The following is a 24,843-nucleotide window of genomic DNA, read 5'->3' as shown; positions in this document are numbered from 1 at the left end:
ATCCCGGGGTGGGCTACGCTTGCCGCTCCGCGGACCGCCTGCATGCCTCCAGCTCCCGCCATCGACCCGCAGCGCCGCGCGGCACTGTGGATGCTCGCCGCCGTGTTCCTGTTCGCGCTGATGGACGGGGGGATGAAGTGGCTCGCCGCGGACTATCCGCCGCTGCAGGTCGCGACGCTGCGCGGCGCCGCCGCGCTGCCGCCGATCCTGGCCTGGGTGCTGCTGCGCGGACGCGGCGCGACGCTGTTGCGCGTGCACTGGCGCCTGCACCTGCTGCGCGGCGCGCTGGGCATCGCGATGATGTTCGGCTTCGTCTACGGCCTGGCGCGGATGCCGATGGCGACCGCCTACTCGATCGTGTTCGTGGCGCCGCTGCTGATCACCGCACTGGCGGTGCCGCTGCTGGGCGAGCGCGTCGGGCCGCGTCGATGGACCGCGATCGCGATCGGCATGGCCGGCGTGCTCGTCGTGCTGCGGCCGCGCGGCGAGGGCCTGGTCAGCATCGCCGGGCTGGCCCTGCTGCTGGCGGCGTTGTGCTACGCCGCGGCGGCGATCACCGTGCGCCTGCTGGCGCAGCGCGACAGCACCGAGGCGATGGTGTTCTGGTTCCTGGCCCTGCTGACGGTGGGCGCCGGCGCGCTGGCGTGGGCGGACTGGCGCCCGCTGCGCGTCGAGGACGCGCCGGCCATCGCCGTGGTCGGCATCGCCGGGGCGCTCGGACAGGTGGCGCTGACCCAGGCGTTCCGGCTCGGCGAGGCCTCGCAGATCGCGCCGCTGGAGTACAGCGGGCTGGTCTGGGTGGTGCTGATGGACCTGACGGTCTGGCGGGTGCTGCCCGATGCGCCGACCTGGCTCGGCGCGGCGATCATCGTCGCCAGCGGGCTCTACCTGATGCGTCGCGAGCGGGTGCGGGCCGGACAGGCCCCGCCACCGCCGTGATCGCACGCAGCGGGATCAGGCGTCGTCGCCGACCGGCGCCGCGCGCTTCCAGCGCAGGTAGTCCTCGAGGTCGCTGCGGATCGCCTTCAGGCACAGGCCGATGACGACGGCATCGTCCATGAGGCCGAGGCCCGGGATGAAGTCGGGCAGCACGTCGATCGGGCTCAGTACGTAGAGCAGCGCGCCGACCGCGGCGGCGATCGTGGTCCACGGCAGCGAGCGGTAGCGGCCGCGGCGGTAGTCGTTGATCATCGAGAACAGCGCGCGCGCATCGCCGAGGAAACGGCGCAGCGGGCCCCTGTCGATGAACTTGCCCTCGATCGCGCCGCGCCGGTTCAGGACGCGGTCGATGTCCTCGGGGGTGACACTGCGTGCGCGCCGCAGCAGCTCCTCGCGCATGCGGCGCAGATCGATCCTGGCCATGACTCCTCCGTCGCACGGTCGGTGCGCGCCATCCTGCCGCGCGGGGGCGTGCGGAAATGCGAAGGCGCTAGTGCGCGGGCGGAGCGTCGGTCGCCAGCGGCCGGACGAGTTCGACCAGGCTCACCAGCATCCGGCCCGGCTCCTCCCACGGGATCATGTGCGCGGAGCGCTCGAACCACACGCCGCGCTTGTACGGGGCCTCCAGCCGCTCCAGCCAGGCGGCAGTGGGCGCCGAGGGCGTGGTGTAGTCGTGGCGACCCATGAACATCACCACCGGCACCTCCAGCGCCCGCACCTCGCCGAAGTCGACCTCCAGGAACTCCGGCAGCACGCGCTGCAGCGTGAACAGGCTGCCGGCGTCGATGGCGCAGCGATCGCGGTCGGCATAGCCGGGCGAGAGCAGCGGCCCGTCGAAGTAGTAGCCGGACGTCTCCCGGAACGCGCTCAGTCCGCCGTAGAACTGCGCCCAGCGCCGGGCGATGACGATGCGCTCGCGGGTGATCGGCGCGTCGCCGGGATAGGGTGCGATCGAGGCCAGTTCGCGCAGCGCCTCCGCGTTGCCGTGCGCCCTGGCCTGGGCGAGGCCGTAGCCGTAGCTGAGGCGCTCGTTCTCGCGCACGTCGATCACCTGGCCGATGCCGACGTAGGCGTGGAACAGGTCCGGCCGTTCCAGCGCGGCACGCAGTGCGACGATCGTGCCCCAGCTGTGGCCCATCAGCACCACCTTGTCCTTGCCGTAGCGCCGACGCACGTGCTCGGCGACCTCGATCGCGTCCTGCACGTAGCGGCCGATGCGCAGCGTGTCGGCGTAATGTTCCGGATCGCTCAGGCCGAGCGTGCGCCCAGCGCCGCGCTGGTCCCAGTTGACGACGGTGAAGTACTCCTCGATCGGGCGCTGGAACTGCCACAGCGTCGGCACCACCGGCGCGGCCGGACCGCCGTGAACGAACAGCAGCACCGGGTTGGCGCGGTCCTGCCCGCGCACGTCGAGCCATTGCGGAATGCCGCCGATCTCGGCCGCGTAGGCCTCCTGCACGCCGCCGGGGGCGACGATGCGGTGCAGGTCGGCCACCACCTCGCGCGCGTCGGCGAGCGCGGAGGTATCGGCACAGGCGTCGCCGCGCGCCTCGGGAACGAGGCAGGCCACGCACAGCAGGACGAAGGCGTGTAGGGACCGCATGGGTGCCTCCATGGAAGACGGACCCATCCGACCTTGCCACCGCCAGCCCCTCGCGCCGCCTGTTGGAAGTCACCGTGCGCAACGGCCTGCACGCCGCGGGCGGATCCGGCGGAAACCCCACCGCCCGCGCTCCCGTCCTGGCGTGCGGGCGGTGGGGCGTGCTCACTCCCGGACGAAGTCGAGCAGGTCCTGGTTGAGCCGGTCGGCATGGGTCGCGGTGAGGCCGTGCGGCGCGCCGGGATAGACGATGAGACGGGCGTCCGCGATCAGCTTCGCCGAGGCGCGGCCGGCGGCGTCGATCGGCACGATCTGGTCGTCGTCGCCGTGGATCACCAGGGTCGGCACGTCGAAGCGCTTGAGGTCGGCGGTGAAGTCGGTGGCCGAGAACGCCGCGATCGAGTCGTAGGTGTTCTTGTGGCCGCCCATCATCCCCTGCCTCCAGAACGACTGGACCAGGCCCTGCGACGGCGTCGCGCCCGGGCGGTTGAAGCCGTAGAAGGGGCCGCTGGCGATGTCGAGGTAGAGCTGCGAACGGTTGGCCAGCGAGGCCTCGCGCAGGAGATCGAAGGCTTCGATCGGCAGGCCGCCGGGGTTGGCCGGCGTCTTCAGCATCAGCGGCGGCACCGCGCTGACCAGCACCGCCTTCCTGACCCGGTCGGTGCCGTGGCGGCCGATGTAGCGCGCGACCTCGCCACCGCCGGTGGAGAAGCCGACCAGCACCGCGTCGTGCAGGTCGAGCGCCTCGATGACCTGGGCGAGGTCGTCGGCGTAGGTGTCCATGTCGTTGCCGGTCCAGGGCTGGCTGGAGCGCCCATGGCCGCGGCGGTCGTGGGCGATCACGCGGTAGCCGTGGTCGGCGAGGAACAGCATCTGCGCTTCCCAGCTGTCCGAGTTCAACGGCCAGCCGTGGCTGAAGACCACGGGCTGGCCGCTGCCCCAGTCCTTGTAGTAGATGCGGGTGCCGTCGCGCATGGTCAGCATGTCGCTGGACTGGCGCACGCTGGCGGCCGGGGGGGTGGCGCGCGCGGCCTCCGCGGCGGCGGGCGCGGCGTGGCCGAGGGAGAGCAGCAGGGCTGCGGCGAGGCTGCGGGTGAGCGTGTTCATGGGGTTCTCCTGAGAAGGGGCCGGGCGCGGCTCGGGGCCGCGGCGCCGGCCGCGTGGGAATGGCTCAGTCGGCGAGGACCAGCGCGACGTCGATGTTTCCGCGCGTCGCGTTGGAGTAGGGGCAGACGACGTGGGCGGCGTCCACCAGCGCCTGCGCCCGTTCGCGCGGCAGGCCGGGCACGTGGATGCGCAGTTCCACCTGGATGGCGAAGCCGGTCGGCACCGGGCCGATGCCGACCGCGCCGTCGATGCGCACATCCGCCGGCAGGGCGACCTTCTCGCGGGCGGCGACGAACTTCAGCGCGCCGAGGAAGCAGGCCGAATAGCCGGCCGCGAACAGCTGTTCCGGGTTGGTGCCGTCGCCGCCGGCGCCGCCGAGTTCGCGCGGCGTGGCGAGGCGGACATCGAGCGCGCCGTCGGAACTGGTGGCGCGGCCGTCGCGGCCGCCGGTGGCGGACGCATGCGCGGTGTAGAGGACGGTGTCGAGGGACATGGGAATCTCCGTGGTCGTGGTGGTTGCCGGTCGGCGAGGGGTACGATGCGCCCGCCACCGGGACGCAAGGTGGCTTTCCGTCCTCACGACTTGACTTGGAGTCTCAAATGGTCGACCGGCTCGATGCCCTGCTCGCGCGCTTCGCGGTGCACGCCGAGGTCTTCCACACCGGGGCGCTGTGCGGCATCAACGACCTGCCGGCGGAAGACGGCAGCGGGCAGCTGCACCTGGTGCGCAGCGGCGGCGTCGAGGTGGTCCACGGCGGCGCGGTCGCGGCGCGGGTCGAGGTGCCGAGCCTGCTGCTGTATCCACGCCCGCTGGCGCATCGCTTCGTCACCGACCCCGCGCGCGGCGCGGACTTCGCCTGTGCGCGGCTGCGCTTCGATGGCGGTGCCGGCAACCCGGTGCTGGCCGCGCTGCCGGCCTTCGTGTGCCTGCCCCTGGGCGCGCTCGCCGGCGCCACACCGATCCTCGGCGTCCTGTTCGAGGAGGCGTTCCAGCAGTACTGCGGGCGCCGCGCGGTGCTCGACCGCCTGTTCGAGGTGGTGCTGATCCAGGTGCTGCGGCACCTGATGGAGGACGGCCAGGCGCGCGTCGGCCTGCTCGCCGGCCTCGCCCATCCGCGCCTGCGCCACGCGCTGGTGGCGATGCACGAGATCCCCGCGCGCGACTGGAGCCTGGATGCGCTCGCGGAGGTCGCGAGAATGTCGCGCAGCAGCTTCGCCGCCGCCTTCCGCGGGACCGTCGGGCAGACGCCGGGCGGCTACCTGCAGCAGTGGCGCATCGGCCTGGCCCAGCAGGCACTGGGCGAAGGCCGCCCGCTCAAGGTGATCGCCGACGAGGTCGGCTACGGCAGCGAGGCCGCGCTGTCGCGCGCGTTCAAGGCGCAGTGCGGTCTGTCGCCGCGCGCGTGGAGGCAGGCACGGGAGGCGGGGTCCGTCTGACTCTGGCGCAGGGGCGGGGCGCGGTCGGCAGGGGGGCGCGCGAAGCGCGGCATTCCCTCATCCGGATCCAGGCCGCGGCTGCGCCCTCTCTCCAGCCCTCCCCCGCAGGGGAGGGAGCAGGTTGCGCGAACCCGGGCGCAGCCCGGTCAGTCGTCCGCCGCGCCGGCCTGCACGCGGAACGGGAGGTTGGCGTAGGCGGCATGGTCGTGGCCGTCGCGGACCTCGACGAAGAGGCGGTAGTTGCCGGCTTCCGCGGGCGCGGTGAGGCGGATGCGACCGGGCGCCGTCTCGGTCGTCGCGACGGCGACCTCTGGCGGCACGTCCTCGGGATCGCCGCCGGTCGAGGTGGCGGTGCTCTCCTCCAGCACGTACCAGCGGAAGGCGAGCGCGTCGCCGTCGGGATCGGCGGCCTCGACGCGCGCCTCGACCGTGGCGCCGGGCGCCAGGGTCACGCTGTCGGTCGCGCCGCGGCCGTCGAGCAGCGGCGGCGTGATCGATGGGCTGCGGTTGGCCGGCCACGAGCCGGTCCACAGGCGCTGCATGGCGTCGACGCCCGGGGTCGCCTCGCCGCTGGGCAGGAACAGCCCGTACCAGGTCGGCGTGCGCTCCTGCTTGTTGCCCCACAGGAACACGTAGGAGCCCAGGCCCTGGGTGCGGTCGCTGTCGATGTCGCGCCGGTAGCGCTCCTGCAGCAGCTCGGCCTTGCGGGTGGCGGTGTCCTCGACCGGCGCGCCCCAGCTCGTCTCGGGGCTCTCCCAGTGCCCGGTCGGGCCCCACTCGGTGACCACGTAGGGCCCGGTCCAGCGCGTCTCCTCCAGCGCCGTCGGCAGGGTGTCGATGTTGCCGTAGAGCTGCACGCCGATCAGGTCGAGCGAGTCAGCCCGCGCCTTGATCTCGGCGATGGTGTCGCTGCCGATGCCGGCGAGCGTGGTCATCACCGGGTGGTTGGGATCGACCTCGTGGATCATCTCGGCGATGTCGTCGACCGCGTCCCACACCGCCGGGTTGGTCGCCTCCAGGTTCAGCTCGTTGCCCGCCGCCCACATCAGCAGCGCCGGATGGTCCCTGTAGGCCTCGACCTCCTCGCGCAGGCGCGCGAGCTGGGCGGCGACGGCGTCGGGATCGTCGTAGTCGAAGCCGTGGCGCTCGCGCGCGACCTCCAGGCCCATGGTCACCTTCAGGCCCAGGCGCTGGGCCTCGTCGAGCAGGGCGAAGGTCGCGGCCTCGGTCGGCTCCGGGCGCCAGGTGCGGAACGAGTTGCCGCCGCGCGCGGCCAGCTCCTGCAGGCGGCTCGAACCGCCCGCGCCGCGGATGTGGAACGGCTCGCCGTCGACCAGCAGCCGGTAGCGACCGTCCTCCTCGACGATGCGCACCTGCGATGGCTGGCGTTCGGCACCGTCCGCGGCCTGGGCGGCGGCGGACGCGGCGAGCAGGGCGGCGGCGAGCAGGGCGGCGCGCTTGCGCATGCGAAAGATCCTCGTGGTCGGCCGGGCGTCGGCCGGGGGTCGAGCATCTTAGGCCTTCGCCGTCGACGTCCCGTCCGCATGGCCGGCGGCGTCCCGCGCGCGATGGTGGGCCACGAGCGCATTGGCGTGACCGTGGCCCAGCCCGTGCTCGCTCTTCAGCACGGCCACGCGCTGCATGTGCGGGCGGTCGCGCAGGCCGTCGAGGATCGCCAGCCAGTGCGCGACGGGCCTGCCGTAGGTCTTCTCGATCGAAGGGAAGTAGGACGCAGGACCCTTTGGCGGCGGCGTATTCGTCATCGCGGTGCTCCTGGTGGGATCGACTGCTCCTGGTCGATCTCCCGGGGCACGGATCGACATCCGGATCAACCCGTCCTGCACGCGCCGGCTTGACCCGGACGATTTCATGCAACATCGTATGTTCCATGAAACGGGACAGCCGACTGTCGGGCGTGCTCCATGTGCTGCTGCACATGGCCGAGCGCGAGGGGCCGGTCACCTCCGAGGCGCTGGCCAGGGCCATGTGCACCAACCCGGTGGTGGTCCGCCGGATCATGGCCGGCCTGCGCGAGCAGGGCTACGTGCGCTCGGACAAGGGCCACGGCGGCGGCTGGTCGCTGGCCTGCGATCTCTCGACGGTGACCCTGCGCGACATCTACGACGCGCTCGGCGCGCCGTCGCTGCTGGCGATGGGCCACCGCACCGAAGCGCCCGGCTGCCTGGTCGAGGAGGCGGTCAACGCCGCCCTGGACGAGGCCTTCCGCGGTGCCGAGGCGCGCCTGCTCGCGCGCCTGGGCGACGTCACCCTCGCCGCGCTCAGCGCCGACTTCCACGCGCGTCTGCTCGCCCGCGGCGGCACCCACGATCTGGAGAACGCCCATGCGTCATGACGTCATCGTCGTCGGCGGCAGCTTCGCCGGCCTGTCCGCCGCGCTCTACGTCGCCCGCGCGCGGCGGCGGGTCTGCGTGATCGACACCGGCCTGCCGCGCAACCGCTTCGCCGCACACGCGCACGGCCTCTTCGCGCAGGACGGCAGCGTGCCCGGCGAGATGCTGGCCACGGCGCGCGCCCAGGTCGCCGCGTATCCGACGGCGTCGTTCGTGCAGGGCCGTGCCGTCGACGCCGAACGCAGCGATGCAGGCTTCCGCGTGCGGCTGGCCACCGGCGACCTGCTGGAGGCCGCGCAGCTGGTGCTGGCCTTCGGCATCGCCGACGGCCTGCCGGAGATCGCCGGCCTCGCCGAACGCTGGGGCCGCAGCGTCCTGCACTGCCCCTACTGCCACGGCTTCGAGTTCGCCGGCCGGCGCCTGGGCGTGCTCGCGGTGTCGCCGATGTCGCTGCACCAGGCCGAGCTCGTCGCCGAGTGGGGACCGACCACGCTCTATCTCGATGGCATCGCCCTGCCGGACCCGGACGCGCTCGCGCCGCTGCGCGCCCGGGGCATCGAGATCGAGACGGCGCGGGTGCGGGCCGTGCACGGCGACGGCACCGCACTCGCCTCGATCGAGCTCGAGGACGGACGCGCGGCAGCGATCGACGCGCTGTTCCTCGCCCCGCGCACGCGCCTCAACAGCGACATCGCCGAGCGCCTCGGCTGCGCGATCGACGCCGGTCCGTTCGGCCCCCTCGTGCGCACCGACGAGCAGCGCGCCACCAGCGTCCCGGGCGTGTTCGCCGCCGGCGACATCACCCGCGCCGCGCACAGCGTCACCTTCGCCTGCGCCGACGGCGTCGCCGCCGGCATCTCGGCGCACCGCACGCTGGTGTTCGGCTGACGCCGTGCGTCCAGACCCAAAGATGCAAAGACGCCGGGGATGGCCTTCGCTCTGAACAGTCAATGCAGCTGCCAAGCTCTCTCGCCGGTTTCTAAGCGTAAGCGCCCTACACGGACGCCGTGTGTACCGGCGACTGCTTCAAGCCATGCGCTCCGCGCCGCTAGTCTGCTGTCAGCAGCTTCATCAGCGCACGGTTGTAAGCAATCCCATACACGGAAAGCTCCCGCTGCAGCTGCGCATGCTCCGCGCTCTCCAATGCGTCGCTCGTTCCAGCGAGGCACCGGAGACCATGCAACTCCACCAGTGCTTCTAGGCGCGTTCCATGCCTGCCCGGCGGATGGCAGCTGTAGTCGGTGATCCCGATGAAGCGAGTATCGCCCTCGGAGACACTGCGCTGCGCATCTCCCTCCGGATCATCAAGATGCAACGAAGCCGCGGTTCTTCGTAGAACCTGATACTGAGCAACTGGTGGATCAGCGAGAGCGGCCACGGGCATCATGAGTGCTATTGCCATGAGGGCCTTGCCTAGGCGCATCTGCTGATCTCCGAGGTCTGCACCGCGTGGCAGCTCGTTCTATGCACTTTCCCCACCCGTACTTGATGCAGTTGGTGCTTGCAGTGACGGCGCCAATAGTGCCACCGGCCATGCCGCCAGTACGACGCACCACGTTCGCCTCCAGTGGTACCTCGTGCGCTCCAAGCTGGGCCACGCCGCGATCGCGCAGCGTGTGGGCGAGACTGCGTGTCGAGCACCGCCTTGGCGATCGGGAAGTACTAGGACTGGAACGGGGTTTCGGGTGCGGTGATCCTCGTTAGCGCGGCGCCAGTCTGCAGGAGCTGGAGCACGACGGCGCCGGTATCGGTGCGCGCGGCACGTGCAGCGGCGGCTTGCCGGCGCGGTCGGTGAGGCCGGTCTCGGCGCCGGCGACGCTAGCGGGGTCACCGGGGCCGCGGCACTTCCGGCTCAACGCGCGTTGATGGCGTCAGTCGATCGCATCGGCCGCTCGCCCGCGAGCGCCGCACGCACCAGGCGGGCGACGTCGGTGTTGTCGACGTAGCTGCCGTCGTTGAGGCCGACGTGGCGCGCGTAGCCGGGATCCCGGCCGCGCACCAGCGCGGCGAAATGCTCCGCGCCCGCGCCCCTGGCCCACAGCGGCACCAGGCCGTTGGCGTGCCCGCCGGTACGGCGGAAGGTGATGCCCGGCATGCGGCCCTTGCCGCGGTTGGCCACCGGCTGGAACGGCTGCGCCTGCGCGTCGGGCCCCAGCGGGATGCTGTTGTCGTGGTCGGTGGTGACCACCAGCAGCGTCTCGTCCCAGCTGCTGTGGGCCTCGACCCAGGCCACGACCTCGGCCACGGCGTCGTTGAAGTCCACCGTCTCCTCGATCAGGCGGCCGTACTCCGGCTCCGAACCGCAGGCGCCGTAGTTCCACTCGGTCCCGCAGCGGCTGGTGTGCGCGGCCCAGTCGGTGGCGCCACCCTCGACCATCAGGAACAGGCCCGCGTCCGAGCGCGCCTGCAGGTGCCGCAGCGCGCCGCGGGTCATGGTCGCCAGGCTCGGCACCGTCGCCACCGGCGCGGTGCCGGAGGCCGTGGCCGGGTCGCGCCCGACCACATCGGCCTCGCGCGCCTGCTGCAGGGTCATCGCGACCTCGGGCAGGCCGATCAGCGGCCCGTCCACACGCAGGCTGCCGTCGGCCAGCGCGACGAACTCCGCCCGCTCGCGGATCAGCCGCCAGCGATGGCCGCCTTCGTCGGCGCCATAGCGGCCTGCGGCGAGCCGGGTCCAGTCGGCGATCGCCATGAACTGGTCCGGCGCATCGCAGCCGGTGCCGCCGCCGTTCGCGGCGGAGGCGTCGCAGGCGATGCCGTTGACGTCGAAGCCCGGCGCGCCGGTGCCCATGATCAGGTCGAGTCGGCCCTCCGACAGCATCTGCCGGGCGATCTCGTGATAGGCGTTGCGCGAGGCGTTCTGCGCGCCGAAGGCCGCGGGCGTGGCGTGCGAGAACGGCACGCTGGTCACCACGCCGGTGGCCTTGCCCTGCGCCTTGGCCAGGAACGACACCGGCTCGACCGGGTCGCCGTGGTTGTCGTGGTTGATCGCGCTGTTGTAGGTCTTCACTCCCGACGCCAGGGCAGTGCCGGCCGCGGCGCTGTCGGTCGCGGCCTCCGCGAGATAGCGGTAGCCGGCGAAGGGCAGCACGAGGTCGCCGGTGGCGGCGACGTCCCAGGCGCGGGCCGCGTCGTAGCCGATGCGCGACGCCGAGTCGCCGCTGGGGGCGCCGTCGGTGTTGAGCGGGAAGGTGGTCATGCCGTAGCGGGCGGGGAAGGCGGCGTAGGGCGCGCCATCGCGGCGGCCGTACTGCCAGTAGGCGGCGGCGTCCCAGGTGCCCCAGCCGGCGCCGTCGTTGATCATGACGATGACGTTGCGCGCGCGCGGCGCCTGGTCGGCCCGCGGCAGGCTCGCGCAGCCGGCCAGCGCCAGCGCCAGCGCGCCCACGGCGCAGGCGCGCGCCAGCATGCGCAGGTGCGTTCCCGTTCCCACGGCGCGATCGGACTTCGGCAGGTTCTTCACTGTGGTTTCCACTCCCCGGATCGACGCGTGCCCGCGACCGCGGGACACGAAACCGCCGAGTGTGGCGCACGCCTGTTGCAGGCGCGCTGCAGCCTTTCAGTCGCCGCGCTCGGCCGCCTCCCGGCCCTGCTGGCGGATCAGCGCCTCCTGGCGCGCGTCCTCGATCGAGGCGCGCACCGCGCGCACGTCGGCGCGGCGGGTGTCGAACGCGAAGCGGCCGCTGAGGGCGGCGTCCGGCGTGAGCTCGCCCTTCTCGTAGAGCGCCCACATCTCCTCGCCGTAGTGGGTCTGCGCCAGCTCCGGCGCGAAGCGCGCGAGGGTGTCGCGCACGTTGTGCACGTCGCGCAGCAGCATCGCGCGCGCGGCGTTGTTGCCCGAGGCGCTCACGATCTGCGGGAAGTCGATGATCACCGGGCCGTCCGGTGCGACCAGCACGTTGTATTCGGACAGATCGCCGTGGACGAGCCCGAGGCAGAGCATGCGCACGACATCGGCCACCAGCATGGCGTGGAAGCGCCGCGCCACCTCCGGCGCCAGCTCGACCTCACCCAGCCGCGGCGCGCTGTGCCCGTCCCCGTCGGCGATCAGGTCCATCAGCAGCACGCCGTGGAAGTAGCCGCGCGGCGTCGGCACGCGCACGCCGGCGTCGGCGAGCCGGTAGAGCGCGTCGGCCTCGGCGTTCTTCCATTCCTCCTCCTGCTGGCGGCGGCCGAACCGGCTGGCGCGACCGACCGCACGGGCCTCGCGGCTGCCGCGCACCCTGCGTCCTTCCTGGTACTGCACACGGGCCTGGAAGCTGCGCTGCGCGAGGTCCTTGTAGACCTTGGCGCACAGCACCTCGCCGTTGGCCTCGACGGTGTAGACCGCCGCCTCCTTGCCGCTCTTGAGCGGACGCAGCACGGCGTCGATCAGGCCGTCGTCGATGAGGGGCTGGAGCGCGGCGGGAACCTTCATCCGGTCGGGGCAGGAGCGAGTGCGGCCGACAGTATGGGACAGCGCGCCCGTGGACGCGGCGCCGGCCGCAGGCGCGACCCGTGCGCGTTCATGGTCGGCCGCGCGGAGTGCACCGGGCCAGGCGCCCGATGCAGCGCACCGCGGTAGCGACACCGTCCTCCTCCCGCAGCCGGGCGCCCAGCGCCTGCGCACGCGTGGCGACGGCGTCGCCGGTCGCGGCCTCGATCGCGGCCGCCAGCGCCGGCGCGGACAGCCTGCGCTGCGCGATCGGCGCTGGCGCCGCACCCAGCGCGTACACGCGCCGGCCCCAGAACGGCTGGTCGCCGAAGAACGGGCAGATCACGCTGCCGCGCCCCGCGCGCAGCACAGCGTGCGTGGTGCCGGCGCCGCCGTGGTGCACCACCGCGGCCATGCGCGCGAACAGCCAGTCATGCGGCGCGTGGTCGATGGCGAAGACATCGTCGGGCAGCGCGTCCGCACGCAGTCCGCCCCAGCCGGTCGCGATCAGCCCACGCCGTCCAGCGCGGGCCAGCGCCTCGAGCGCGATGCGCGTGGTCCGTGCCGGATCGGTGTCGCCCATGCTGCCGAAGCCGATGTAGACCGGAGCGGGACCGGCATCGAGGAAGGCCTGCAGCGCGGGCGACGGCGCCCAGCCCTCGCCCGCCGCCAGCGGCCAGGCTCCGGTCACCTGCGCCTGTGCCGGCCAGTCGTCGGGCCGCGGGCACAGGCTCGGGCTGTAGCCGTGCAGCACCGGCACCGGACGGCCGTCGAGTCCGCGCAGCAGGTCGAGTCGCTGCGCGCGCGGCGCCAGTCCTGCAGCGAACCGCCGGCGATGCGCCCGGTCAGTGCATGGACGAGCCGGTAGGTCGCGCGCCGGTAGGCCGGGCCCAGCGGCAGGTCGGGAATGCCTACGGCGGGGAAGGCCGCGGTCGGCACCGGCTGCGGGAACAGCGGTGCCAGCACCGGCCGCGCACCGACGGCATGGGCCATGTCGATGGCGCCGGCCAGCTTGGGGTGGAACACGATCACCTCGGGTCGCCGCGCCTGCACCGCCTGCCAGGCGTCGCGCAGCACGTCGCGCTGCAGGCTGCGTGCCCGGCGCAGCAGGCGCGCCACCACGCGCAGCGTCCCCGGAAGGTGGCGCATGCCGCGCAGCGCCGCGCGGCCCTCGGCCGATGTCGCCAGCGCGACGAAGTCGTCGCGCATCGGGCTGTACTCGAGGCCGTGCGCGCGTACGAACGGTTCGAAGTGCAGGCTGGTGCACAGGCTCGGCGCATGGCCGGCGGCGGCGAGGCCGCGCCCGAGCGCGACATAGGGCTGCACGTCGCCATGGGAGCCGAGGGTGAGGATCAGGATGCGCACGGGGCGTCCTTGACGGGCTGCGCGATGCTAGCGCCCCGGCGGCTCCCCTGCCCCGCGGCGCAGCCGCAGGGCGACGTGGACCAGCAGGACCAGAACCGGCACCTCGACCAGCGGGCCGATCACCGCGGCGAATGCCACCGGTGAGGCGAGCCCGAAGGCAGCGATGGCCACGGCGATGGCCAGCTCGAAGTTGTTGCCCGCCGCGGTGAAGGCGATCGCCGTGGTGCGCGGATGGTCCTTGGCGATCAGCCGGCCCATCCAGAAGCTGACGCCGAACTGGATCAGGAAGTAGAGCGTCAGCGGGATCGCGATCCGCACCGCATCCAGCGGGATGCGCAGCAGGTCGCCGCCCTTGAGGCTGAACATGGCGACGATGGTGAACAGCAGCGCCGCCAGCGTGACCGGGCCGATCGCCGGCAGGAACCGGCGCTCGTACCACTCGGTCCCGCGCGTCCGGGTCAGCAGCGTGCGGGTCAGGAAGCCGGCGAGGAAGGGGATGCCCAGGTACACCAGCACCGCCCGGGCGATGGTCCCCATGCCGACGTCGACGACGCTGCCCTGCAGTCCGAACACCGGCGGCAGCCAGGTGAGGAAGAACCACGCGTACGCGCTGAAGAACAGGATCTGGAAGATCGAGTTGAAGGCCACCAGCCCGGCCACGTACTGCCCGTCGCCGTGGGCGAGCTGGTTCCACACCAGCACCATCGCGATGCAGCGCGCCAGCCCGATCAGGATCAGGCCGGTCATGTATTCGGGCTGGTCGCGCAGGAACAGCACCGCAAGGCCGAACATCAGGACCGGGCCGACGATCCAGTTCTGCACCAGCGACAGCGCGAGCACGCGGCGGTCGCGGAACACCGTCGGCAGCTCGGCATAGCGCACCCGGGCCAGCGGCGGATACATCATCAGGATCAGGCCGACGGCGATCGGCACGTTGGTGCCGCCCCAGGACAGCGCGTCGAGTGCGTGCGGCAAGCCGTCGAACGCGGCGCCGAGCCCCACGCCCAGCGCCATCGCCGCGAAGATCCACAGCGTCAGGTAGCGGTCGAGGAAGGACAGCCGGACGGGCGTGGAGGCGCTCATTCGAGCTCCGCGATCGACGCCAGCGCCGCCTGCATCCCGTCGCGGTCCTCCCACAGCGTATCGGGGAGCGCGAGGAAGGCGCGCAGGCGGTTGCGGATGATGGCGTGCGCCCGCGCGAAGGCCTCGCGCTTCGCCTCGTCGTCGCCCTCGACGCCCGCGGGGTCGAACAGGCCCCAGTGCACGCGCACGAAGTCGCCGAACACGACCGGGCAGGCCTCGGCCGCCGCGGCGTCGCAGACGGTGACGACCAGATCCATGCCGGGTGCTCCCTCCGCGGCGAACGCGTCCCAGGACTTGCTGCGCAGGCCGTGCGCCGGGACCCCTTCGCGCTCGAGCTGGGCGATCGCGTAGGGATTGACCGTCCCGGTGGGATGGCTGCCGGCGCTGAAGCTTTCGTAGCGACCGGCGCCCCAGGCGCGTAGCGTTGCCTCCGCCAGCACACTGCGGGCGGAGTTGCCGGTACAGAGGAAGAGGACGCGTCGTGGCATGGGATGTTCCTGGGGGACGGGACGACTTCAGGCCGGCGGCGGGCAGCGCGGCGCGGGCGCGCAGCTGCCGTCGCCGGCGCAGCAGTTGCGGGTGAGGTAGGCGAGCAGCGCGTCCATCGCCGCGAAGTCCGCGCGGTAGCGGATGGTCCGGCCACGCTGCTCGCCGACGACCAGCCCCGCCGCGGAAAGCTCCTTCAGGTGGAAGGACAGCGTCGCGCCTGGCAGCCCCAGCGCCGTCGCAATGTCGCCGGCGAGGCGGCCGCCGTGGCCGGCCTCGACCAGCAGCCGGAACACCGCCAGGCGGGTGGCGTGGCCGAGGGCGGAAAGGGCGTGGGTTGCGGCTTCGTGTTCCATGTTTCTAGAATGATGGAATTATCTGATCGATGCAAGCCATGGCCCCTCACCTCCCCAACGTCCTCCCGGAGGCTTTCCAGGTTCCGGGCCTCGACGCACTGCGGCTCGCCGGCAGTACGCACCCGCCGCGCATCCTCGTCCTATACGGTTCGCTGCGACCCGAGTCCTACAGCCGCAAGCTCGCGCTCGAGGCGCAGCGTCTGCTCCATGCACTGGGGGCCGAGACGCGGCTGTTCGATCCGCACGGACTGCCGCTCCTCGACAGCGTCGCCGCCACAGATCCGAAGGTGCAGGAGCTGCGCGGGCTGTCGCAGTGGTCCGAGGGCCAGGTCTGGGTGAGCCCCGAGCGCCACGGCGCGCCGACCGCGGTGTTCAAGAACCAGATCGACTGGCTGCCGCTGGAGAGCGGCGGCATGCGCCCGACCCAGGGCCGCACCCTGGCGGTCATGCAGGTGTGCGGCGGCTCGCAGTCGTTCAACGTGGTCAACGCGCTGCGCCTCCTCGGCCGCTGGATGCGCATGGTGACGATTCCCAACCAGTCGTCGGTGCCGAAGGCCTGGCAGGAGTTCGACGGCGAGGGCCGCATGAAGCCCTCGGCCTACTACGACCGCGTCGTCGACGTGATGGAGGAACTGGTGAAGTTCACCCTGCTCGTCCGCGACCGCAGTGACCACCTCACCAGCCGCTACAGCGAGCGCAAGGAGGACCACGCCGCGCGGGCACTGGCGGCGGCGTCCGGCGCCGTCGGGCCCCCTGCCGATAGCGGACGCTGATCCGGTCGCACGGCCGGCAGTGTCGCCGGCGCGAGGACTCACGCCACGGCCGGGGAATCGGTCGCACAGCCGCAGTCCACGCTGACGTGTACCAGTTCCTCGTGCTCGGCGAGGGCGCGCCGCAGGGCGCGGGCGGCACCCGCGCCGCCCTCGATGGCGACGATGCAGGCGTAGTGCCCCGCGCCGACGCGCCAGACGTGCAGGTCGCGCAGGACGGCACCCGTCGCGCCGGCGGCCCGGGCGATCTCGTCGGCGAGCGGCGCGTCCATCTCCGCATCCAGCAGGACCCGGCCGCTGTCGCGCAGCAGGCCCACCGCCCACACCGCGACCAGGGTGCCGCCGACGATGCCCACCAACGGGTCGAGCCACTGCCAGCCCAGGGCCCTGCCCCCGGCGAGCGCGACGATCGCCAGCACCGAGGTCAGCGCATCCGCCAGCACGTGCAGGTAGGCGGCACGCAGGTTGAGGTCGGTGTGGCCGTGCGCGTGGCCGTGCCCGTGGTGGTCGTGGTGGTGATGGGCGTGGCCGTGGTGATGATGGTGGTGGTGATGTCCGCCACGCAGCAGCCACGCGCAGACCAGGTTGACCACCAGCCCCAGCGCGGCGATGGCCATGGCCTGCTCGTAGGCGATCGCCTGCGGGCTCAGCAGGCGCTGGGCCGACTGCACCCACATCAGCGCAGCCACGCCCAGCAGCAGCAGGGCGCTGGTGTAGCCACCGAGGATCTCGATCTTCCACGTACCGAAGGCGAAGCGACGGTCGCCGGACCAGCGTCGCGCCGCCATGTAGGCCAGCGCCGCCAGGCCCAGCGCCAGCGCGTGCGAACTCATGTGCCAGCCGTCGGCGAGCAGGGCCATGGAGTTGAAGATCCACCCGCCCGCGATCTCCACCACCATCATCGCCAGGGTCAGCGCAATCGCCCGCCGCGTGCCGCGCTCGCCCATCGGGTTGCCGGGCACCGGAAGCTGGCACTGGTAGCGGGCGGATGCGGTCTCCATGGCGGCTCCTCGTATACTGGGGGGCAGTATATCGGGGAGCTGCTTATGGCCCACATCGCCGGAGACAAGGCCATGCTCGCGCGGGCGCGCAGGCTGGGCGGTCAGGTCGGCGCGCTGGAGCGCGCCCTGCTCGCCGGCGCGGACTGCGCGGCCGTGCTGCAGCAGCTCGCGGCGGTGCGAGGCGCGCTCAACGGGCTGACCGTCAAGGTGCTAGACGCGCACCTGCGCCACCACGTGGCGGCACCGGGCCTGAGCGATGCGCAGCGCGAGGCCGAGGTCGAGACGATCGGGGCGCTGCTGAAGTCCTATCTGCGTTAGGACGCGCCCGGCGTCCGGGCTGCCGGCACCGGTGCGGCGCCGGAGCGGCGCCGGAGCCGGCCGCGTCGCCGCCGGATCGCGGCGGCGGGCGCGGCAGAGGCATCCCGGACCGCCGTCGGCGTGCCGGGGCCGGTGGCTCAGGCCCCGTGCTGCGGGCGCTCGCCGTAGCCGGGCTGCTTGGTGAGACGGTCCCACCGGTCGAGGATGTCGGGCCGGAACACGAGCTCGTCCCAGTCGCCGGCCGCGACCTCCTCGAACCCGACGGAGACCGCATCACGGCCGTAGCCGAGGATGCCGGTCACCTCGCGCACGATGGCCTCGGTCAGGCGCGCCTTCTGGTCCGGGGTCTTGCCCGGCCACAGCTTCACCACGACGTGCGGCATCGGATCAGCGCTCCGGGCCGCGCAGGTAGTCCTCGTCGCTGACCTTCTCCAGCCACGTCACGTTCTTGCCGTCGAGCGCTTCCTGCACCGCGATGTGGGTCATCGCGCTGTTCGGGGTGGCGCCGTGCCAGTGCTTGTGGCCCGGCGGGCAGTACAGGGTGTCGCCGGCCTCGAACTCGACGATCGGCCCACCCTCGCACTGGGTCCAGCCGGTGCCCGCGGTTACGAACAGCGTCTGCCCGAGCGGATGCGTGTGCCAGGCGGTGCGCGCGCCCGGCGAGAAGCTGACGATGGCGCCGGTCAGCCGCGACGGCGCGTCGCGCTGGAACTGCGAGGAGATGGTGACCTCGCCGGTGAAATACTCCTCCGGCCCCTTGCTCTGCGCTGCCTCGTCGCCACGGATGATGTCCATCGGATGCTCCTCTTGGGCGATGGCCAGGACGGGGAATGCGAGCGACGCCGCGATCGTGAGCACCGCGATGCGCTTCATGTGACCTCCTGCCTTGATGGAAATGGGTTTGGCGATTGCGCACGACGCCGCATCGCGTGGCGGTGAAGCTAACGACTGCCCATCCGCGCGACTACCCGATGGAATCCGCAAGGACTCGTGAACCAGGCTCATCGATGCGGCGCGGCGCGCACCGGCGCGTGGGTGGCGGCGCAGGCGGCGACGGTGGCGGGTCCGCACGGGCGGGGCGGCGTCCGCCGGGCGTCGGTCGCGGCGCGGCGGCGGATCCGGGGCCACCGCGACCCCGAGCAGACGCATCGCCGGCCCGGTCAGGAGCGCGCCGGCGACCGCGCAGGGCGTGCCCCAGAGCAGGACCGACACGTACACCATCGAGGCGTCGGCCGCGGCGGGGCGCACGCAGTCGACGTGGAAGGCCAGCAGCAGCCACGGCGCCAACAGCAGGCAGGCGCCGACCGCGCGCAGCGGATTGGCGGTGAACAACGCCACGACCGCCGGCACCAGCGGCACCCCCAGGAACATGACCGTGGCCAGCAGGAACTGGCCGGCATCGTGGCCGTAGCACCCGAAGCTGTTGAAGGCCTGCAGCGCCAGCACCGCCACGATCGCGGCGATGCCCGCCGCACGTGCCGCCGTTCGACCGATCACGCCCGTCCCCCGCCTGCATCCTGCGCGGAGGCTACAGGGTCGCCGGCACGGACGCGGCCCGCTCCGGCTTGCCCGGGCAACGTCACGGGACATCCGGCCGCCGCTTCGCCACGACGAGCGGGCGCAGCTCGCGCCACGGATAGCGGCGCTCTTCGAACCATGCCAGGCGCGGCCACGGCCGCCGACGGCGGGCGCGGATCGCGGCGACCAGCCACGCCTCGTCGAAGCCCTGCCACACGCCCGCCACCGAGCTCATGTTGAAGCGCAGCACCGGATCGACCTCGTCGAAGAGGATGCGCCGCAGCGCGTCCAGCGAGAACGGCGAGGCCGCGCACGTGGCGGCGACCGCCTCCCACGGCGGTTCGGTGTCCAGGTAGAGCTCGGAAAGAGCGCTCCACACCGCCCGGCGCAGGTCCACCTCCTCGTCCGAAAGCGGCATCGTGGTTCTCCGTCACCCGTGGAGGTGGGCGGCGAGTTCCTCCGGCGTGCCGCGGGGGAAGGCCGCCCTCAGGTAGTCGAGGAAGGCGCCCACGCGGGCGCTCAGCAACCGTCGCGAGGGGTAGAGCGCCCACAGCGCGATCTCCGGTCCGTCGACGTCGCCCCAGTGCACGAGGCTGCCGTCGGCGAGGTCGCGACCCACCAGGGACACCGGGAGCCGGCCGGCGCCGACGCCGGCGCGCACCGCGTCGCGCACCATGACCAGGGAGGACAGGGACAGCACCGGATCGATGGCGATGCGCGCGGGCCCGGCCTCCGCCCTGATCGTCCAGTCGGTGGTCCGGTCCGCCGCGCCGCGCACCACGGCAGGCACGGCGGCGCCTGCGTCCGGGCGGCGCAGCCCGGGCGGCGCCACCACCACCAGCCGGTCGCGCAGGAAGACGCGTCCGACGAGCGTCTCGTCGCGGCGCGGATTGACGCGGATCGCCAGGTCGTAGCCCTCCTCGACCATGTCGACGGGACGGTCCTCGCTCGTGACCTCCAGCCGGACCTGCGGGTACTGCAGCGCGAAGCCGGCGGCGAGCCTGCCCATCGCCGTCTGCGAGAACAGCAACGGCGCGCTGATCCGCAGCGTGCCGCGCGGCGTGTCGCCGCCGGAGGCGATCGCCGCCGCGGTCTCGTCGAGTTCGGTCAGCAGGGACACGGTGCGCTCGTGCAGCGCCCGCCCTTCCTCGGTGAGTTTCAGCAGGCGCGCGCCGCGCTCGAACAGGCGCAGGCCGAGGTCGCGCTCGAGATCCGCCACCCGGCGCGACAGCGTCGCCTTCGGGCGCCCGCTCGCACGGGCGGCGCGGCCGAAGCCGCCGTGGCGGGCCACCAGGTTGAAGTCGGCCAGGGCCGGCAGGTCCACGTGTCTATCCAGCGGGACGGGCAGTCTATTTATAGCGTCTTTCGGACCATATGCGGGATGGATACCGTGCCCTCGTCGACTTCCCGACACCATCCGGAGCTTCCCATGACCATCCTCGTTACCGGCGCCACCGGCACCATCGGCCGCCACGTCCTCGCCCAGCTCGCCGCACGCGGCGCCGATGTCCGCGCCCTGGTCCGCGATCCGGCCAAGGCCGCCCTGCCCGAAGGCGTCGACGTGGTGCAGGGCGACCTGCTCGATGTCGATGCGCTGCGCGGCGCGCTTGCGGGCGCGTCCACCCTGTTCCTGCTCAACGCCGTGACCCCGGACGAGTTCACCCAGGCGCTGATCACGCTCAACCTCGCCCGCGAGGCCGGCATCGACCGCGTCGTCTACCTGTCGGTGATCCACGCCGACCGCTACGTCGACGTGCCCCACTTCGCCGGCAAGTTCGGCGTGGAACGGATGATCGAAGCCATGGGCATCGGCGCGACGATCCTGCGCCCGGCCTACTTCATCGACAACGACCTGGCGATCAAGGATGTCGTCCTCGGCCACGGCGTCTACCCGATGCCGCTCGGCACGCTCGGCCTGGCCATGGTCGGCGCGGCCGACATCGGCGAGATCGCCGCCATCGAGCTGCTGCGCCGCGAGCGCGCGCCCACGCCGCTCCCGCTGGAACGCATCAACGTGGTCGGCCCGGACACCCTCACCGGTGCCGACGTCGCCGCGATCTGGTCCGAGGTGCTGGGCCGTCCCGTCGTGCACGGCGGCGACGACACCGCCGGCTTCGAGCGCAACCTCAGGAACGCCATGCCGCCCTGGATGGCCTTCGACATGCGCCTGATGGCCGAGCGCTTCGCGAGCGACGGCATGCGGCCCGAGCCCGGCGACGTCGAGCGCCTGACCGCGCTGCTGGGCCGCCCGCTGCGTACGTACCGCGACTTCGCCGCCGGCGTCGCGGCCTCGGCCTGACCGCTGTCCGCGCCATCCCGGCGCGGACCTTCCACACCAGGACACCACCATGATCTTCTCGACCGCCACCGTGCCGGTGAATCCGCCCGGCCAGCCCGTCCTCACCCGCGCCCAGGCCTGGGCCGGCCTCGTCCTCAAGGCGCGCGACGCGCGCCTGTTCCTGCCGCCTGAGGTCTGCACCCGCTGCGAGGTCGTGGAGGAGAGCGCCACCCACCTCGTCCGCGAGGCCACCATCGCCGGCGACGCGCTGCGCGAGATCGTCTGCTTCGAACCCGGAAGGAAGGTGTCGTTCTTCCAGGCCACCGGCCCGCGCGAGGGCGCGATCGTCAACGAGCTGTTCGAGGACGCGGCCGGCGCGCTCCAGCTCCGGTTCTACTGCTACCTCGGCCTGCGCGACCGGACGCCGGGCGGGCCCGAGGAGCAGGCCGAGCAGGCGTGGATGGATTCCGAGCAGGGCTACCGCGCGGCGCTGCTGTCGACGCTCGCGCGCACCCGCGAGCTGCTCGCGCAGGGCCGGCTCTGAGTCCTTCAGTGCCGGGTGACCACGATCGGCGCGCCGCGGGTGACGATCATCGTGTGCTCGTACTGCGCCGAGAGGTTGCCGCGCACGCCGGCGAGGGTCCAGCCGTCGGCGGTCTCGGTAACGACGCGGCTCTTCGTCGACAGGAAGGGCTCGATGGTGATGACCATGCCCTCGCGCAGCAGGCGCCGGTCGCGCGGATCGTAGTAGCCGGAGATCTGCGCCGGCTCCTCGTGCAGCGCGCGGCCGGTGCCGTGGCTGGCGAGGTTCTCGATGATGCGGAAGCCGTAGGTCCTCGCCGTGCGCGCGATCGCCGCACCGATGCCGTTGATGGGGCGGTCGGCGCGCGCCTGGCGCATCGCCTGCTCCAGCGCCGTGCGGCCGGCGTGGCACAGGCGCGTCTTCAGCGGCGTGGTCGGCGGCACCACCGCGGTGCCGCCGGTATCGGCGAAGTAGCCGTCGAGCTCGGCGGAGACGTCGACGTTGATGACGTCGCCGGGCTGGATCACGCGATCGCCCGGAACGCCGTGCGCGGCCTCCTCGTTGATGCTGATGCAGGTCCAGCCGGGGAAATCGTAGGTGAGCTGCGGCGCCGAGCGCGCACCGTGGCGCGCTAGCAGGGCCCCGCCGAGCGCGTCCAGCTCGCGCGTGGTCATGCCGGGCTCGGCGGCATCCAGCATCGCCTGCAGCACGGAGGACACGATCCTGCCGATGCGCTGGAGCGCGATGACGTCGTCCTCGGTCTCGATGGTCATCCGGGTGGCCTGCGACGGAGGGCAGGCGAGCATACCGGCGCGCGCGCCGCTCAGCCTCCTGCCGGGGGCGCCAGCGCCTCGATGATCCTGCACTCGGCGATGGTGCCCTGCCTGCACTGGGACAGCAGCCCGTGCAGTTCGCCGCGCAGGGCGTCGAGGTCGGCGATCTTGCGCTCGACCTCGTCCAGGTGCCGCCGTGCGAGCGCGTCGACCTGCGCGCAGGACTGCTGCGGCGTCGTGCCCAGCGCCATCAGCGCGCGCACCTGCTCGATGGAGAAGCCCAGGTTGCGGGCGCGGCGGATGAAGGACAGCTGGTTGAGCTGCGCGTCGCCGTAGAGGCGGTAGTTGCCCGTCGAACGGTCGGCCCGGTCGAGCAGGCCGATGCGCTCGTAGTAGCGGATCGTCTCGACGCGCGTGTCCGTCCTGCGCGCGGCTTCGCCGATGGTGTGCACGCCCGGCCCTTGGTCCGTCAGTACCCGCCGAAGCGTATGCGCACACCGCCGTTGACCACAAAGCCGTCGATGGGCGCCCAAGCGTCGACCGTCCAGCGCCCGTCGGCGGCGCGCTGCGGCAGGACCAGCGGCGCCTCGCGGGTCTGGCGGACGTCGAGCAGGTTCTCCAGGTTCAGGAACCAGCTGGCCCGGCCCACCGTCACCTCGCCCAGCACGCCCAGCAGCAGGTAGGGCTTGCCGCGCGCCAGGTAGGGATCGCCGTCGAGCGGCTGGCTGCCGGTGTAGTAGGCCTCGACGCCGACGCGCCCGCGCCCGTGCTGCTCCCACATCGCGACCAGGCCCGCGGTATGGCGCGGCGTCAGCGGCGTCGCCCGCCGGCCGCCGTCGGCGGTCGTCTCCGACGCGTCCACGTAGACGTAGCTGCCGGTCACCGAGACATCGTCCCAGCGGTAGCGCAGCAGCGCCTCCGCGCCGGCGGTCCGGGTCGCGCCCTCCGCATTGACCAGGCGCACGCCCGCATCGTCGTCGAGCGGCTGCAGCTGCACCGCGTCGCGGATGCGCGAGGCGAAGAGCGTGAGGCTGCTTTCGAACCCGCCGAACACGCGCCCGACGTCGAGCGACGCGGTGGTCGCGGTCTCCGCCTCGAGGTCGCCGAGCGGCGCCAGCCGCGACAGGCCGGCGGCCTCGATCTCCTCCACGAACGGCGTCGGCGCGTGGAGGCCGCGACCGAGCGAGCCACGCACGGTCCAGTCGCCCGGCCGGTAGAGCACCGACAGGCGCGGGCTGAAGAAGCTGCCGTACGCGCTGTGCCGGTCCAGCCGCGCGCTGCCGGCCAGGGTGAGCGCGTCGGAGAGCTCGTGCTCGGCCTGGCCGAACAGCGCCGGCACGTCGAAGCCGTAGTCGAACTCCGGGAAGGTCCGCGAGCGGTAGGTGTCGGACTGCAGCGCGACGCCGGCCAGCCAGGAGGTGTCGCCGCGCGCGGCGGCGTAGGACGCCTCGGCGAAGGCGGTGCGGTGGCGGTCGCGTTCGAGCAGGTCGCCGAAGCGGTGGTCGTGGGCCTGGGTCATGCCCGAGGCGCGCAGGTGCAGCGCGTCCTCGCCCATCGGCACTTCCGCCACCAGGCCGATGTCGAACCGCGTGCTGTCCTGCGCCTGCGGGAAGACCGACCCGTCCGCCAGCGTGCGTCCCGGCAGGGTGCCGCCCGTGCGCCGTTCGTCCATGGCGCCGATGGTCAGGTAGGCCGAACCGCCGTCGACGCCCTCCCAGAACAGGCGCGGCCGGACCGTCGCGCGCTCGTAGCCGGGCATGTCGATCCAGCCGTCGTCGTCGAGGTCCTGCCGGTGCTGGTGATGGACGCCGCCGACCAGCGAATAGCTCAAGCCGTCGCGCAGCGGCGCCGCGGTGTAGGCGGTGAGGTCCTGGCCGGAACGGCTGGTGACGTTCAGCAGCACCTCGCTCTCGGGCACGGCCTGCGGCCGCCGCGAGACGAGGTTGATCACGCCGCCCAGTGCCGAGGGCCCGTAGAGCGCCGAGGCCGCGCCCTTGATCACCTCGACCTGGCCCAGGTCGGTCGGCGGGATCTGCAGCAGCCCGATCGATGCCGTCTGGCCGCCGTAGAGCGGCAGCCCATCGGCCAGCAGCTGCGTGTAGCGGCCGCTCATGCCCTGGATGCGGATGTTGGCCGCGCCCAGCGCGGGCGAGGTGACCTGAGTGCGGATGCCGCCGATCTCGGCGACCAGCATCGCGATGTTGCCCGGCCGCATCAGCAGCTTTTCCTCGATCTCCTCGCGCTCGCTCACCTCCACGCGGATCGGCTCGTCGAGCAGGCTGCGGCCCGAACGCGTGGCCTGCACCACGATGGCGTCCAGGCGCACCGGGTCGTCGTGCGCGTCGTGACCTGCGCCCGCGGGCGCAGGGGTCCCGTGCGCGTCGTGGTCGTGATCGAGGGCGTGGGCAGCGTCCTGGGCCAGCGCGGGAGCAGCCAGGGACAGCGCCATGGCCGCCGCGAGACCGCGGCGAAGAAGAACGATCGACATCGGGTTCGGGAGCCTTCGCGGAAACGGGCGAGGCGC

The 24,843-nt window shown here is 72.7% G+C and carries 31 protein-coding genes; 9 read left to right on the top strand and 22 right to left on the bottom strand.

Features of this window, described 5'->3' with window-relative positions; translation table 11 throughout:
* Window positions 1–42: 42 nt before the first annotated feature.
* A complete protein-coding gene (locus KB893_RS09205; RefSeq protein ID WP_211924912.1) occupies window positions 43–939 on the top strand; it encodes a DMT family transporter in 897 nt (298 codons plus the stop codon).
* 15 nt (window positions 940–954) lie between these two features.
* Here KB893_RS09205 and KB893_RS09200 read toward each other — a convergent pair whose 3' ends face one another.
* From KB893_RS09200 to KB893_RS09185, 4 genes are all read right to left on the bottom strand, one after another.
* Window positions 955–1,362, bottom strand: coding sequence for a YkvA family protein (locus KB893_RS09200; protein WP_211924911.1), 408 nt, complete (start codon window positions 1,360–1,362; stop codon window positions 955–957).
* A 67-nt stretch (window positions 1,363–1,429) separates the two neighbouring features.
* Window positions 1,430–2,542: an alpha/beta hydrolase gene (locus KB893_RS09195; RefSeq protein ID WP_211924910.1), complete on the bottom strand. Its 1,113-nt coding sequence runs from the start codon at window positions 2,540–2,542 to the stop codon at window positions 1,430–1,432.
* A gap of 162 nt (window positions 2,543–2,704) precedes the next feature.
* Complete coding sequence (locus KB893_RS09190) at window positions 2,705–3,646, bottom strand: alpha/beta fold hydrolase (protein ID WP_211924909.1); 942 nt, start codon at window positions 3,644–3,646, stop codon at window positions 2,705–2,707.
* 64 nt (window positions 3,647–3,710) lie between these two features.
* Complete coding sequence (locus KB893_RS09185) at window positions 3,711–4,139, bottom strand: organic hydroperoxide resistance protein (RefSeq protein WP_211924908.1); 429 nt, start codon at window positions 4,137–4,139, stop codon at window positions 3,711–3,713.
* Between the two features lie 107 nt (window positions 4,140–4,246).
* Here KB893_RS09185 and KB893_RS09180 point away from each other — a divergent pair, with 107 nt between their 5' ends.
* Window positions 4,247–5,083: an AraC family transcriptional regulator gene (locus tag KB893_RS09180; protein ID WP_211924907.1), complete on the top strand. Its 837-nt coding sequence runs from the start codon at window positions 4,247–4,249 to the stop codon at window positions 5,081–5,083.
* Window positions 5,084–5,229: 146 nt separating this feature from the next.
* Here KB893_RS09180 and KB893_RS09175 read toward each other — a convergent pair whose 3' ends face one another.
* Window positions 5,230–6,549: a glycoside hydrolase family 2 TIM barrel-domain containing protein gene (locus tag KB893_RS09175; RefSeq protein WP_211924906.1), complete on the bottom strand. Its 1,320-nt coding sequence runs from the start codon at window positions 6,547–6,549 to the stop codon at window positions 5,230–5,232.
* A 48-nt stretch (window positions 6,550–6,597) separates the two neighbouring features.
* Entirely contained in the window at window positions 6,598–6,846 is a 249-nt protein-coding gene (locus KB893_RS09170; protein ID WP_211924905.1) for a DUF4287 domain-containing protein, read from the bottom strand.
* A gap of 125 nt (window positions 6,847–6,971) precedes the next feature.
* On the opposite strand from KB893_RS09170, the gene KB893_RS09165 reads away from it, so the two are divergent.
* Window positions 6,972–7,436 (top strand): RrF2 family transcriptional regulator, encoded by a 465-nt coding sequence (locus tag KB893_RS09165; protein WP_211924904.1) that lies wholly within the window; start codon window positions 6,972–6,974, stop codon window positions 7,434–7,436.
* Window positions 7,426–8,322 carry an NAD(P)/FAD-dependent oxidoreductase gene (locus tag KB893_RS09160; RefSeq protein ID WP_211924903.1) on the top strand — a complete coding sequence of 299 codons (897 nt, stop codon included), beginning with the start codon at window positions 7,426–7,428 and terminating at the stop codon, window positions 8,320–8,322. Before KB893_RS09165 ends, KB893_RS09160 begins: the two co-directional genes overlap by 11 nt.
* A gap of 160 nt (window positions 8,323–8,482) precedes the next feature.
* Here KB893_RS09160 and KB893_RS09155 read toward each other — a convergent pair whose 3' ends face one another.
* The 8 genes from KB893_RS09155 to KB893_RS09120 all read right to left on the bottom strand — a co-directional run bounded on the left by KB893_RS09155 (window position 8,483) and on the right by KB893_RS09120 (window position 15,138).
* Window positions 8,483–8,857 carry a hypothetical protein gene (locus KB893_RS09155; protein WP_211924902.1) on the bottom strand — a complete coding sequence of 125 codons (375 nt, stop codon included), beginning with the start codon at window positions 8,855–8,857 and terminating at the stop codon, window positions 8,483–8,485.
* Between the two features lie 429 nt (window positions 8,858–9,286).
* Window positions 9,287–10,909, bottom strand: a complete 1,623-nt coding sequence (locus KB893_RS09150; protein ID WP_338026915.1) for an alkaline phosphatase — start codon at window positions 10,907–10,909, stop codon at window positions 9,287–9,289.
* A gap of 84 nt (window positions 10,910–10,993) precedes the next feature.
* On the bottom strand, window positions 10,994–11,851 hold the full coding sequence (locus tag KB893_RS09145; protein WP_211924901.1) for a PA4780 family RIO1-like protein kinase: 858 nt from the start codon (window positions 11,849–11,851) through the stop codon (window positions 10,994–10,996).
* Between the two features lie 88 nt (window positions 11,852–11,939).
* Window positions 11,940–12,539 (bottom strand): glycosyltransferase, encoded by a 600-nt coding sequence (locus tag KB893_RS09140; protein WP_211924900.1) that lies wholly within the window; start codon window positions 12,537–12,539, stop codon window positions 11,940–11,942.
* Window positions 12,536–13,213, bottom strand: a complete 678-nt coding sequence (locus KB893_RS09135) for a glycosyltransferase (protein WP_211924899.1) — start codon at window positions 13,211–13,213, stop codon at window positions 12,536–12,538. The genes KB893_RS09140 and KB893_RS09135 overlap by 4 nt, the downstream gene beginning before the upstream one ends.
* 27 nt (window positions 13,214–13,240) lie before the next feature.
* Entirely contained in the window at window positions 13,241–14,296 is a 1,056-nt protein-coding gene (gene arsB, locus KB893_RS09130) for an ACR3 family arsenite efflux transporter (RefSeq protein WP_211924898.1), read from the bottom strand.
* The gene (locus KB893_RS09125) at window positions 14,293–14,784 is read right to left on the bottom strand and encodes an arsenate reductase ArsC (protein WP_211924897.1); all 492 of its coding nucleotides are present in this window, start codon (window positions 14,782–14,784) and stop codon (window positions 14,293–14,295) included. Before KB893_RS09125 ends, arsB begins: the two co-directional genes overlap by 4 nt.
* Before the next feature lie 27 nt (window positions 14,785–14,811).
* Entirely contained in the window at window positions 14,812–15,138 is a 327-nt protein-coding gene (locus tag KB893_RS09120; protein ID WP_211924896.1) for an ArsR/SmtB family transcription factor, read from the bottom strand.
* Between the two features lie 38 nt (window positions 15,139–15,176).
* On the opposite strand from KB893_RS09120, the gene arsH reads away from it, so the two are divergent.
* Window positions 15,177–15,911, top strand: a complete 735-nt coding sequence (gene arsH / locus KB893_RS09115; protein ID WP_211924895.1) for an arsenical resistance protein ArsH — start codon at window positions 15,177–15,179, stop codon at window positions 15,909–15,911.
* A gap of 38 nt (window positions 15,912–15,949) precedes the next feature.
* Here arsH and dmeF read toward each other — a convergent pair whose 3' ends face one another.
* Window positions 15,950–16,909: a CDF family Co(II)/Ni(II) efflux transporter DmeF gene (gene dmeF, locus KB893_RS09110; RefSeq protein ID WP_211924894.1), complete on the bottom strand. Its 960-nt coding sequence runs from the start codon at window positions 16,907–16,909 to the stop codon at window positions 15,950–15,952.
* A gap of 45 nt (window positions 16,910–16,954) precedes the next feature.
* Here dmeF and KB893_RS09105 point away from each other — a divergent pair, with 45 nt between their 5' ends.
* Window positions 16,955–17,227: a metal/formaldehyde-sensitive transcriptional repressor gene (locus tag KB893_RS09105; protein WP_211924893.1), complete on the top strand. Its 273-nt coding sequence runs from the start codon at window positions 16,955–16,957 to the stop codon at window positions 17,225–17,227.
* A 137-nt stretch (window positions 17,228–17,364) separates the two neighbouring features.
* Here KB893_RS09105 and KB893_RS09100 read toward each other — a convergent pair whose 3' ends face one another.
* Both KB893_RS09100 and KB893_RS09095 read right to left on the bottom strand, forming a co-directional pair.
* Window positions 17,365–17,610 carry a tautomerase family protein gene (locus KB893_RS09100; protein ID WP_211924892.1) on the bottom strand — a complete coding sequence of 82 codons (246 nt, stop codon included), beginning with the start codon at window positions 17,608–17,610 and terminating at the stop codon, window positions 17,365–17,367.
* A gap of 4 nt (window positions 17,611–17,614) precedes the next feature.
* The gene (locus tag KB893_RS09095) at window positions 17,615–18,022 is read right to left on the bottom strand and encodes a (R)-mandelonitrile lyase (RefSeq protein ID WP_211924964.1); all 408 of its coding nucleotides are present in this window, start codon (window positions 18,020–18,022) and stop codon (window positions 17,615–17,617) included.
* Window positions 18,023–18,416: 394 nt separating this feature from the next.
* Here KB893_RS09095 and KB893_RS18805 point away from each other — a divergent pair, with 394 nt between their 5' ends.
* Entirely contained in the window at window positions 18,417–18,638 is a 222-nt protein-coding gene (locus tag KB893_RS18805; RefSeq protein ID WP_377730059.1) for a hypothetical protein, read from the top strand.
* 168 nt (window positions 18,639–18,806) lie between these two features.
* On the opposite strand, the gene KB893_RS09090 is transcribed toward KB893_RS18805, so the two are convergent.
* Both KB893_RS09090 and KB893_RS09085 read right to left on the bottom strand, forming a co-directional pair.
* Entirely contained in the window at window positions 18,807–19,163 is a 357-nt protein-coding gene (locus KB893_RS09090) for a DUF7079 family protein (RefSeq protein ID WP_211924891.1), read from the bottom strand.
* 12 nt (window positions 19,164–19,175) lie between these two features.
* Window positions 19,176–20,069: a LysR family transcriptional regulator gene (locus tag KB893_RS09085; protein ID WP_211924890.1), complete on the bottom strand. Its 894-nt coding sequence runs from the start codon at window positions 20,067–20,069 to the stop codon at window positions 19,176–19,178.
* Window positions 20,070–20,174: 105 nt separating this feature from the next.
* Here KB893_RS09085 and KB893_RS09080 point away from each other — a divergent pair, with 105 nt between their 5' ends.
* Together KB893_RS09080 and KB893_RS09075 are read left to right on the top strand one after the other, a co-directional pair.
* Window positions 20,175–21,044 (top strand): SDR family oxidoreductase, encoded by an 870-nt coding sequence (locus KB893_RS09080; protein ID WP_211924889.1) that lies wholly within the window; start codon window positions 20,175–20,177, stop codon window positions 21,042–21,044.
* Between the two features lie 49 nt (window positions 21,045–21,093).
* Window positions 21,094–21,567, top strand: a complete 474-nt coding sequence (locus tag KB893_RS09075; protein ID WP_211924888.1) for an AtaL-like protein — start codon at window positions 21,094–21,096, stop codon at window positions 21,565–21,567.
* A gap of 5 nt (window positions 21,568–21,572) precedes the next feature.
* Here the strand turns inward: KB893_RS09075 and map are convergent, their stop codons facing one another.
* Genes map through KB893_RS09060 form a run of 3 tightly spaced genes read right to left on the bottom strand, consistent with a single transcriptional unit; the run spans window position 21,573 to window position 24,807 of the window.
* Complete coding sequence (map, locus tag KB893_RS09070; RefSeq protein ID WP_211924887.1) at window positions 21,573–22,319, bottom strand: type I methionyl aminopeptidase; 747 nt, start codon at window positions 22,317–22,319, stop codon at window positions 21,573–21,575.
* Between the two features lie 50 nt (window positions 22,320–22,369).
* Window positions 22,370–22,771: a MerR family transcriptional regulator gene (locus KB893_RS09065; RefSeq protein ID WP_211924886.1), complete on the bottom strand. Its 402-nt coding sequence runs from the start codon at window positions 22,769–22,771 to the stop codon at window positions 22,370–22,372.
* A gap of 17 nt (window positions 22,772–22,788) precedes the next feature.
* Complete coding sequence (locus KB893_RS09060; protein WP_213173625.1) at window positions 22,789–24,807, bottom strand: TonB-dependent receptor plug domain-containing protein; 2,019 nt, start codon at window positions 24,805–24,807, stop codon at window positions 22,789–22,791.
* Window positions 24,808–24,843: the final 36 nt, after the last annotated feature.

Source organism: Coralloluteibacterium stylophorae (assembly GCF_018122625.2).
Taxonomy (GTDB): Bacteria; Pseudomonadota; Gammaproteobacteria; order Xanthomonadales; family Xanthomonadaceae; genus Coralloluteibacterium; species Coralloluteibacterium stylophorae.
Note: the sequence above shows the minus strand (reverse complement) of the source record. Positions and strands in the feature narration are given on the sequence as shown.

Bases quoted from the DNA above. Each gene is read 5' to 3' on its own strand.
- KB893_RS09160 (WP_211924903.1), top strand. From the start codon at position 7,426: ATGCGTCATGACGTCATCGTCGTCGGCGGCAGCTTCGCCGGCCTGTCC.
- KB893_RS09155 (WP_211924902.1), bottom strand. From the start codon at position 8,857: ATGCGCCTAGGCAAGGCCCTCATGGCAATAGCACTCATGATGCCCGTG.
- arsB (WP_211924898.1), bottom strand. From the start codon at position 14,296: ATGAGCGCCTCCACGCCCGTCCGGCTGTCCTTCCTCGACCGCTACCTG.
- KB893_RS09200 (WP_211924911.1), bottom strand. From the start codon at position 1,362: ATGGCCAGGATCGATCTGCGCCGCATGCGCGAGGAGCTGCTGCGGCGC.
- dmeF (WP_211924894.1), bottom strand. From the start codon at position 16,909: ATGGAGACCGCATCCGCCCGCTACCAGTGCCAGCTTCCGGTGCCCGGC.
- KB893_RS09165 (WP_211924904.1), top strand. From the start codon at position 6,972: ATGAAACGGGACAGCCGACTGTCGGGCGTGCTCCATGTGCTGCTGCAC.
- KB893_RS09145 (WP_211924901.1), bottom strand. From the start codon at position 11,851: ATGAAGGTTCCCGCCGCGCTCCAGCCCCTCATCGACGACGGCCTGATC.
- KB893_RS09105 (WP_211924893.1), top strand. From the start codon at position 16,955: ATGGCCCACATCGCCGGAGACAAGGCCATGCTCGCGCGGGCGCGCAGG.
- KB893_RS09060 (WP_213173625.1), bottom strand. From the start codon at position 24,807: ATGTCGATCGTTCTTCTTCGCCGCGGTCTCGCGGCGGCCATGGCGCTG.
- KB893_RS09170 (WP_211924905.1), bottom strand. From the start codon at position 6,846: ATGACGAATACGCCGCCGCCAAAGGGTCCTGCGTCCTACTTCCCTTCG.
- KB893_RS09125 (WP_211924897.1), bottom strand. From the start codon at position 14,784: ATGCCACGACGCGTCCTCTTCCTCTGTACCGGCAACTCCGCCCGCAGT.
- KB893_RS09195 (WP_211924910.1), bottom strand. From the start codon at position 2,542: ATGCGGTCCCTACACGCCTTCGTCCTGCTGTGCGTGGCCTGCCTCGTT.
- KB893_RS09075 (WP_211924888.1), top strand. From the start codon at position 21,094: ATGATCTTCTCGACCGCCACCGTGCCGGTGAATCCGCCCGGCCAGCCC.
- KB893_RS09100 (WP_211924892.1), bottom strand. From the start codon at position 17,610: ATGCCGCACGTCGTGGTGAAGCTGTGGCCGGGCAAGACCCCGGACCAG.
- KB893_RS09120 (WP_211924896.1), bottom strand. From the start codon at position 15,138: ATGGAACACGAAGCCGCAACCCACGCCCTTTCCGCCCTCGGCCACGCC.
- KB893_RS09090 (WP_211924891.1), bottom strand. From the start codon at position 19,163: ATGCCGCTTTCGGACGAGGAGGTGGACCTGCGCCGGGCGGTGTGGAGC.
- KB893_RS09190 (WP_211924909.1), bottom strand. From the start codon at position 3,646: ATGAACACGCTCACCCGCAGCCTCGCCGCAGCCCTGCTGCTCTCCCTC.
- KB893_RS09205 (WP_211924912.1), top strand. From the start codon at position 43: ATGCCTCCAGCTCCCGCCATCGACCCGCAGCGCCGCGCGGCACTGTGG.
- KB893_RS09185 (WP_211924908.1), bottom strand. From the start codon at position 4,139: ATGTCCCTCGACACCGTCCTCTACACCGCGCATGCGTCCGCCACCGGC.
- arsH (WP_211924895.1), top strand. From the start codon at position 15,177: ATGGCCCCTCACCTCCCCAACGTCCTCCCGGAGGCTTTCCAGGTTCCG.
- KB893_RS09095 (WP_211924964.1), bottom strand. From the start codon at position 18,022: ATGGACATCATCCGTGGCGACGAGGCAGCGCAGAGCAAGGGGCCGGAG.
- KB893_RS09175 (WP_211924906.1), bottom strand. From the start codon at position 6,549: ATGCGCAAGCGCGCCGCCCTGCTCGCCGCCGCCCTGCTCGCCGCGTCC.
- KB893_RS09180 (WP_211924907.1), top strand. From the start codon at position 4,247: ATGGTCGACCGGCTCGATGCCCTGCTCGCGCGCTTCGCGGTGCACGCC.
- KB893_RS09080 (WP_211924889.1), top strand. From the start codon at position 20,175: ATGACCATCCTCGTTACCGGCGCCACCGGCACCATCGGCCGCCACGTC.
- map (WP_211924887.1), bottom strand. From the start codon at position 22,319: ATGACCATCGAGACCGAGGACGACGTCATCGCGCTCCAGCGCATCGGC.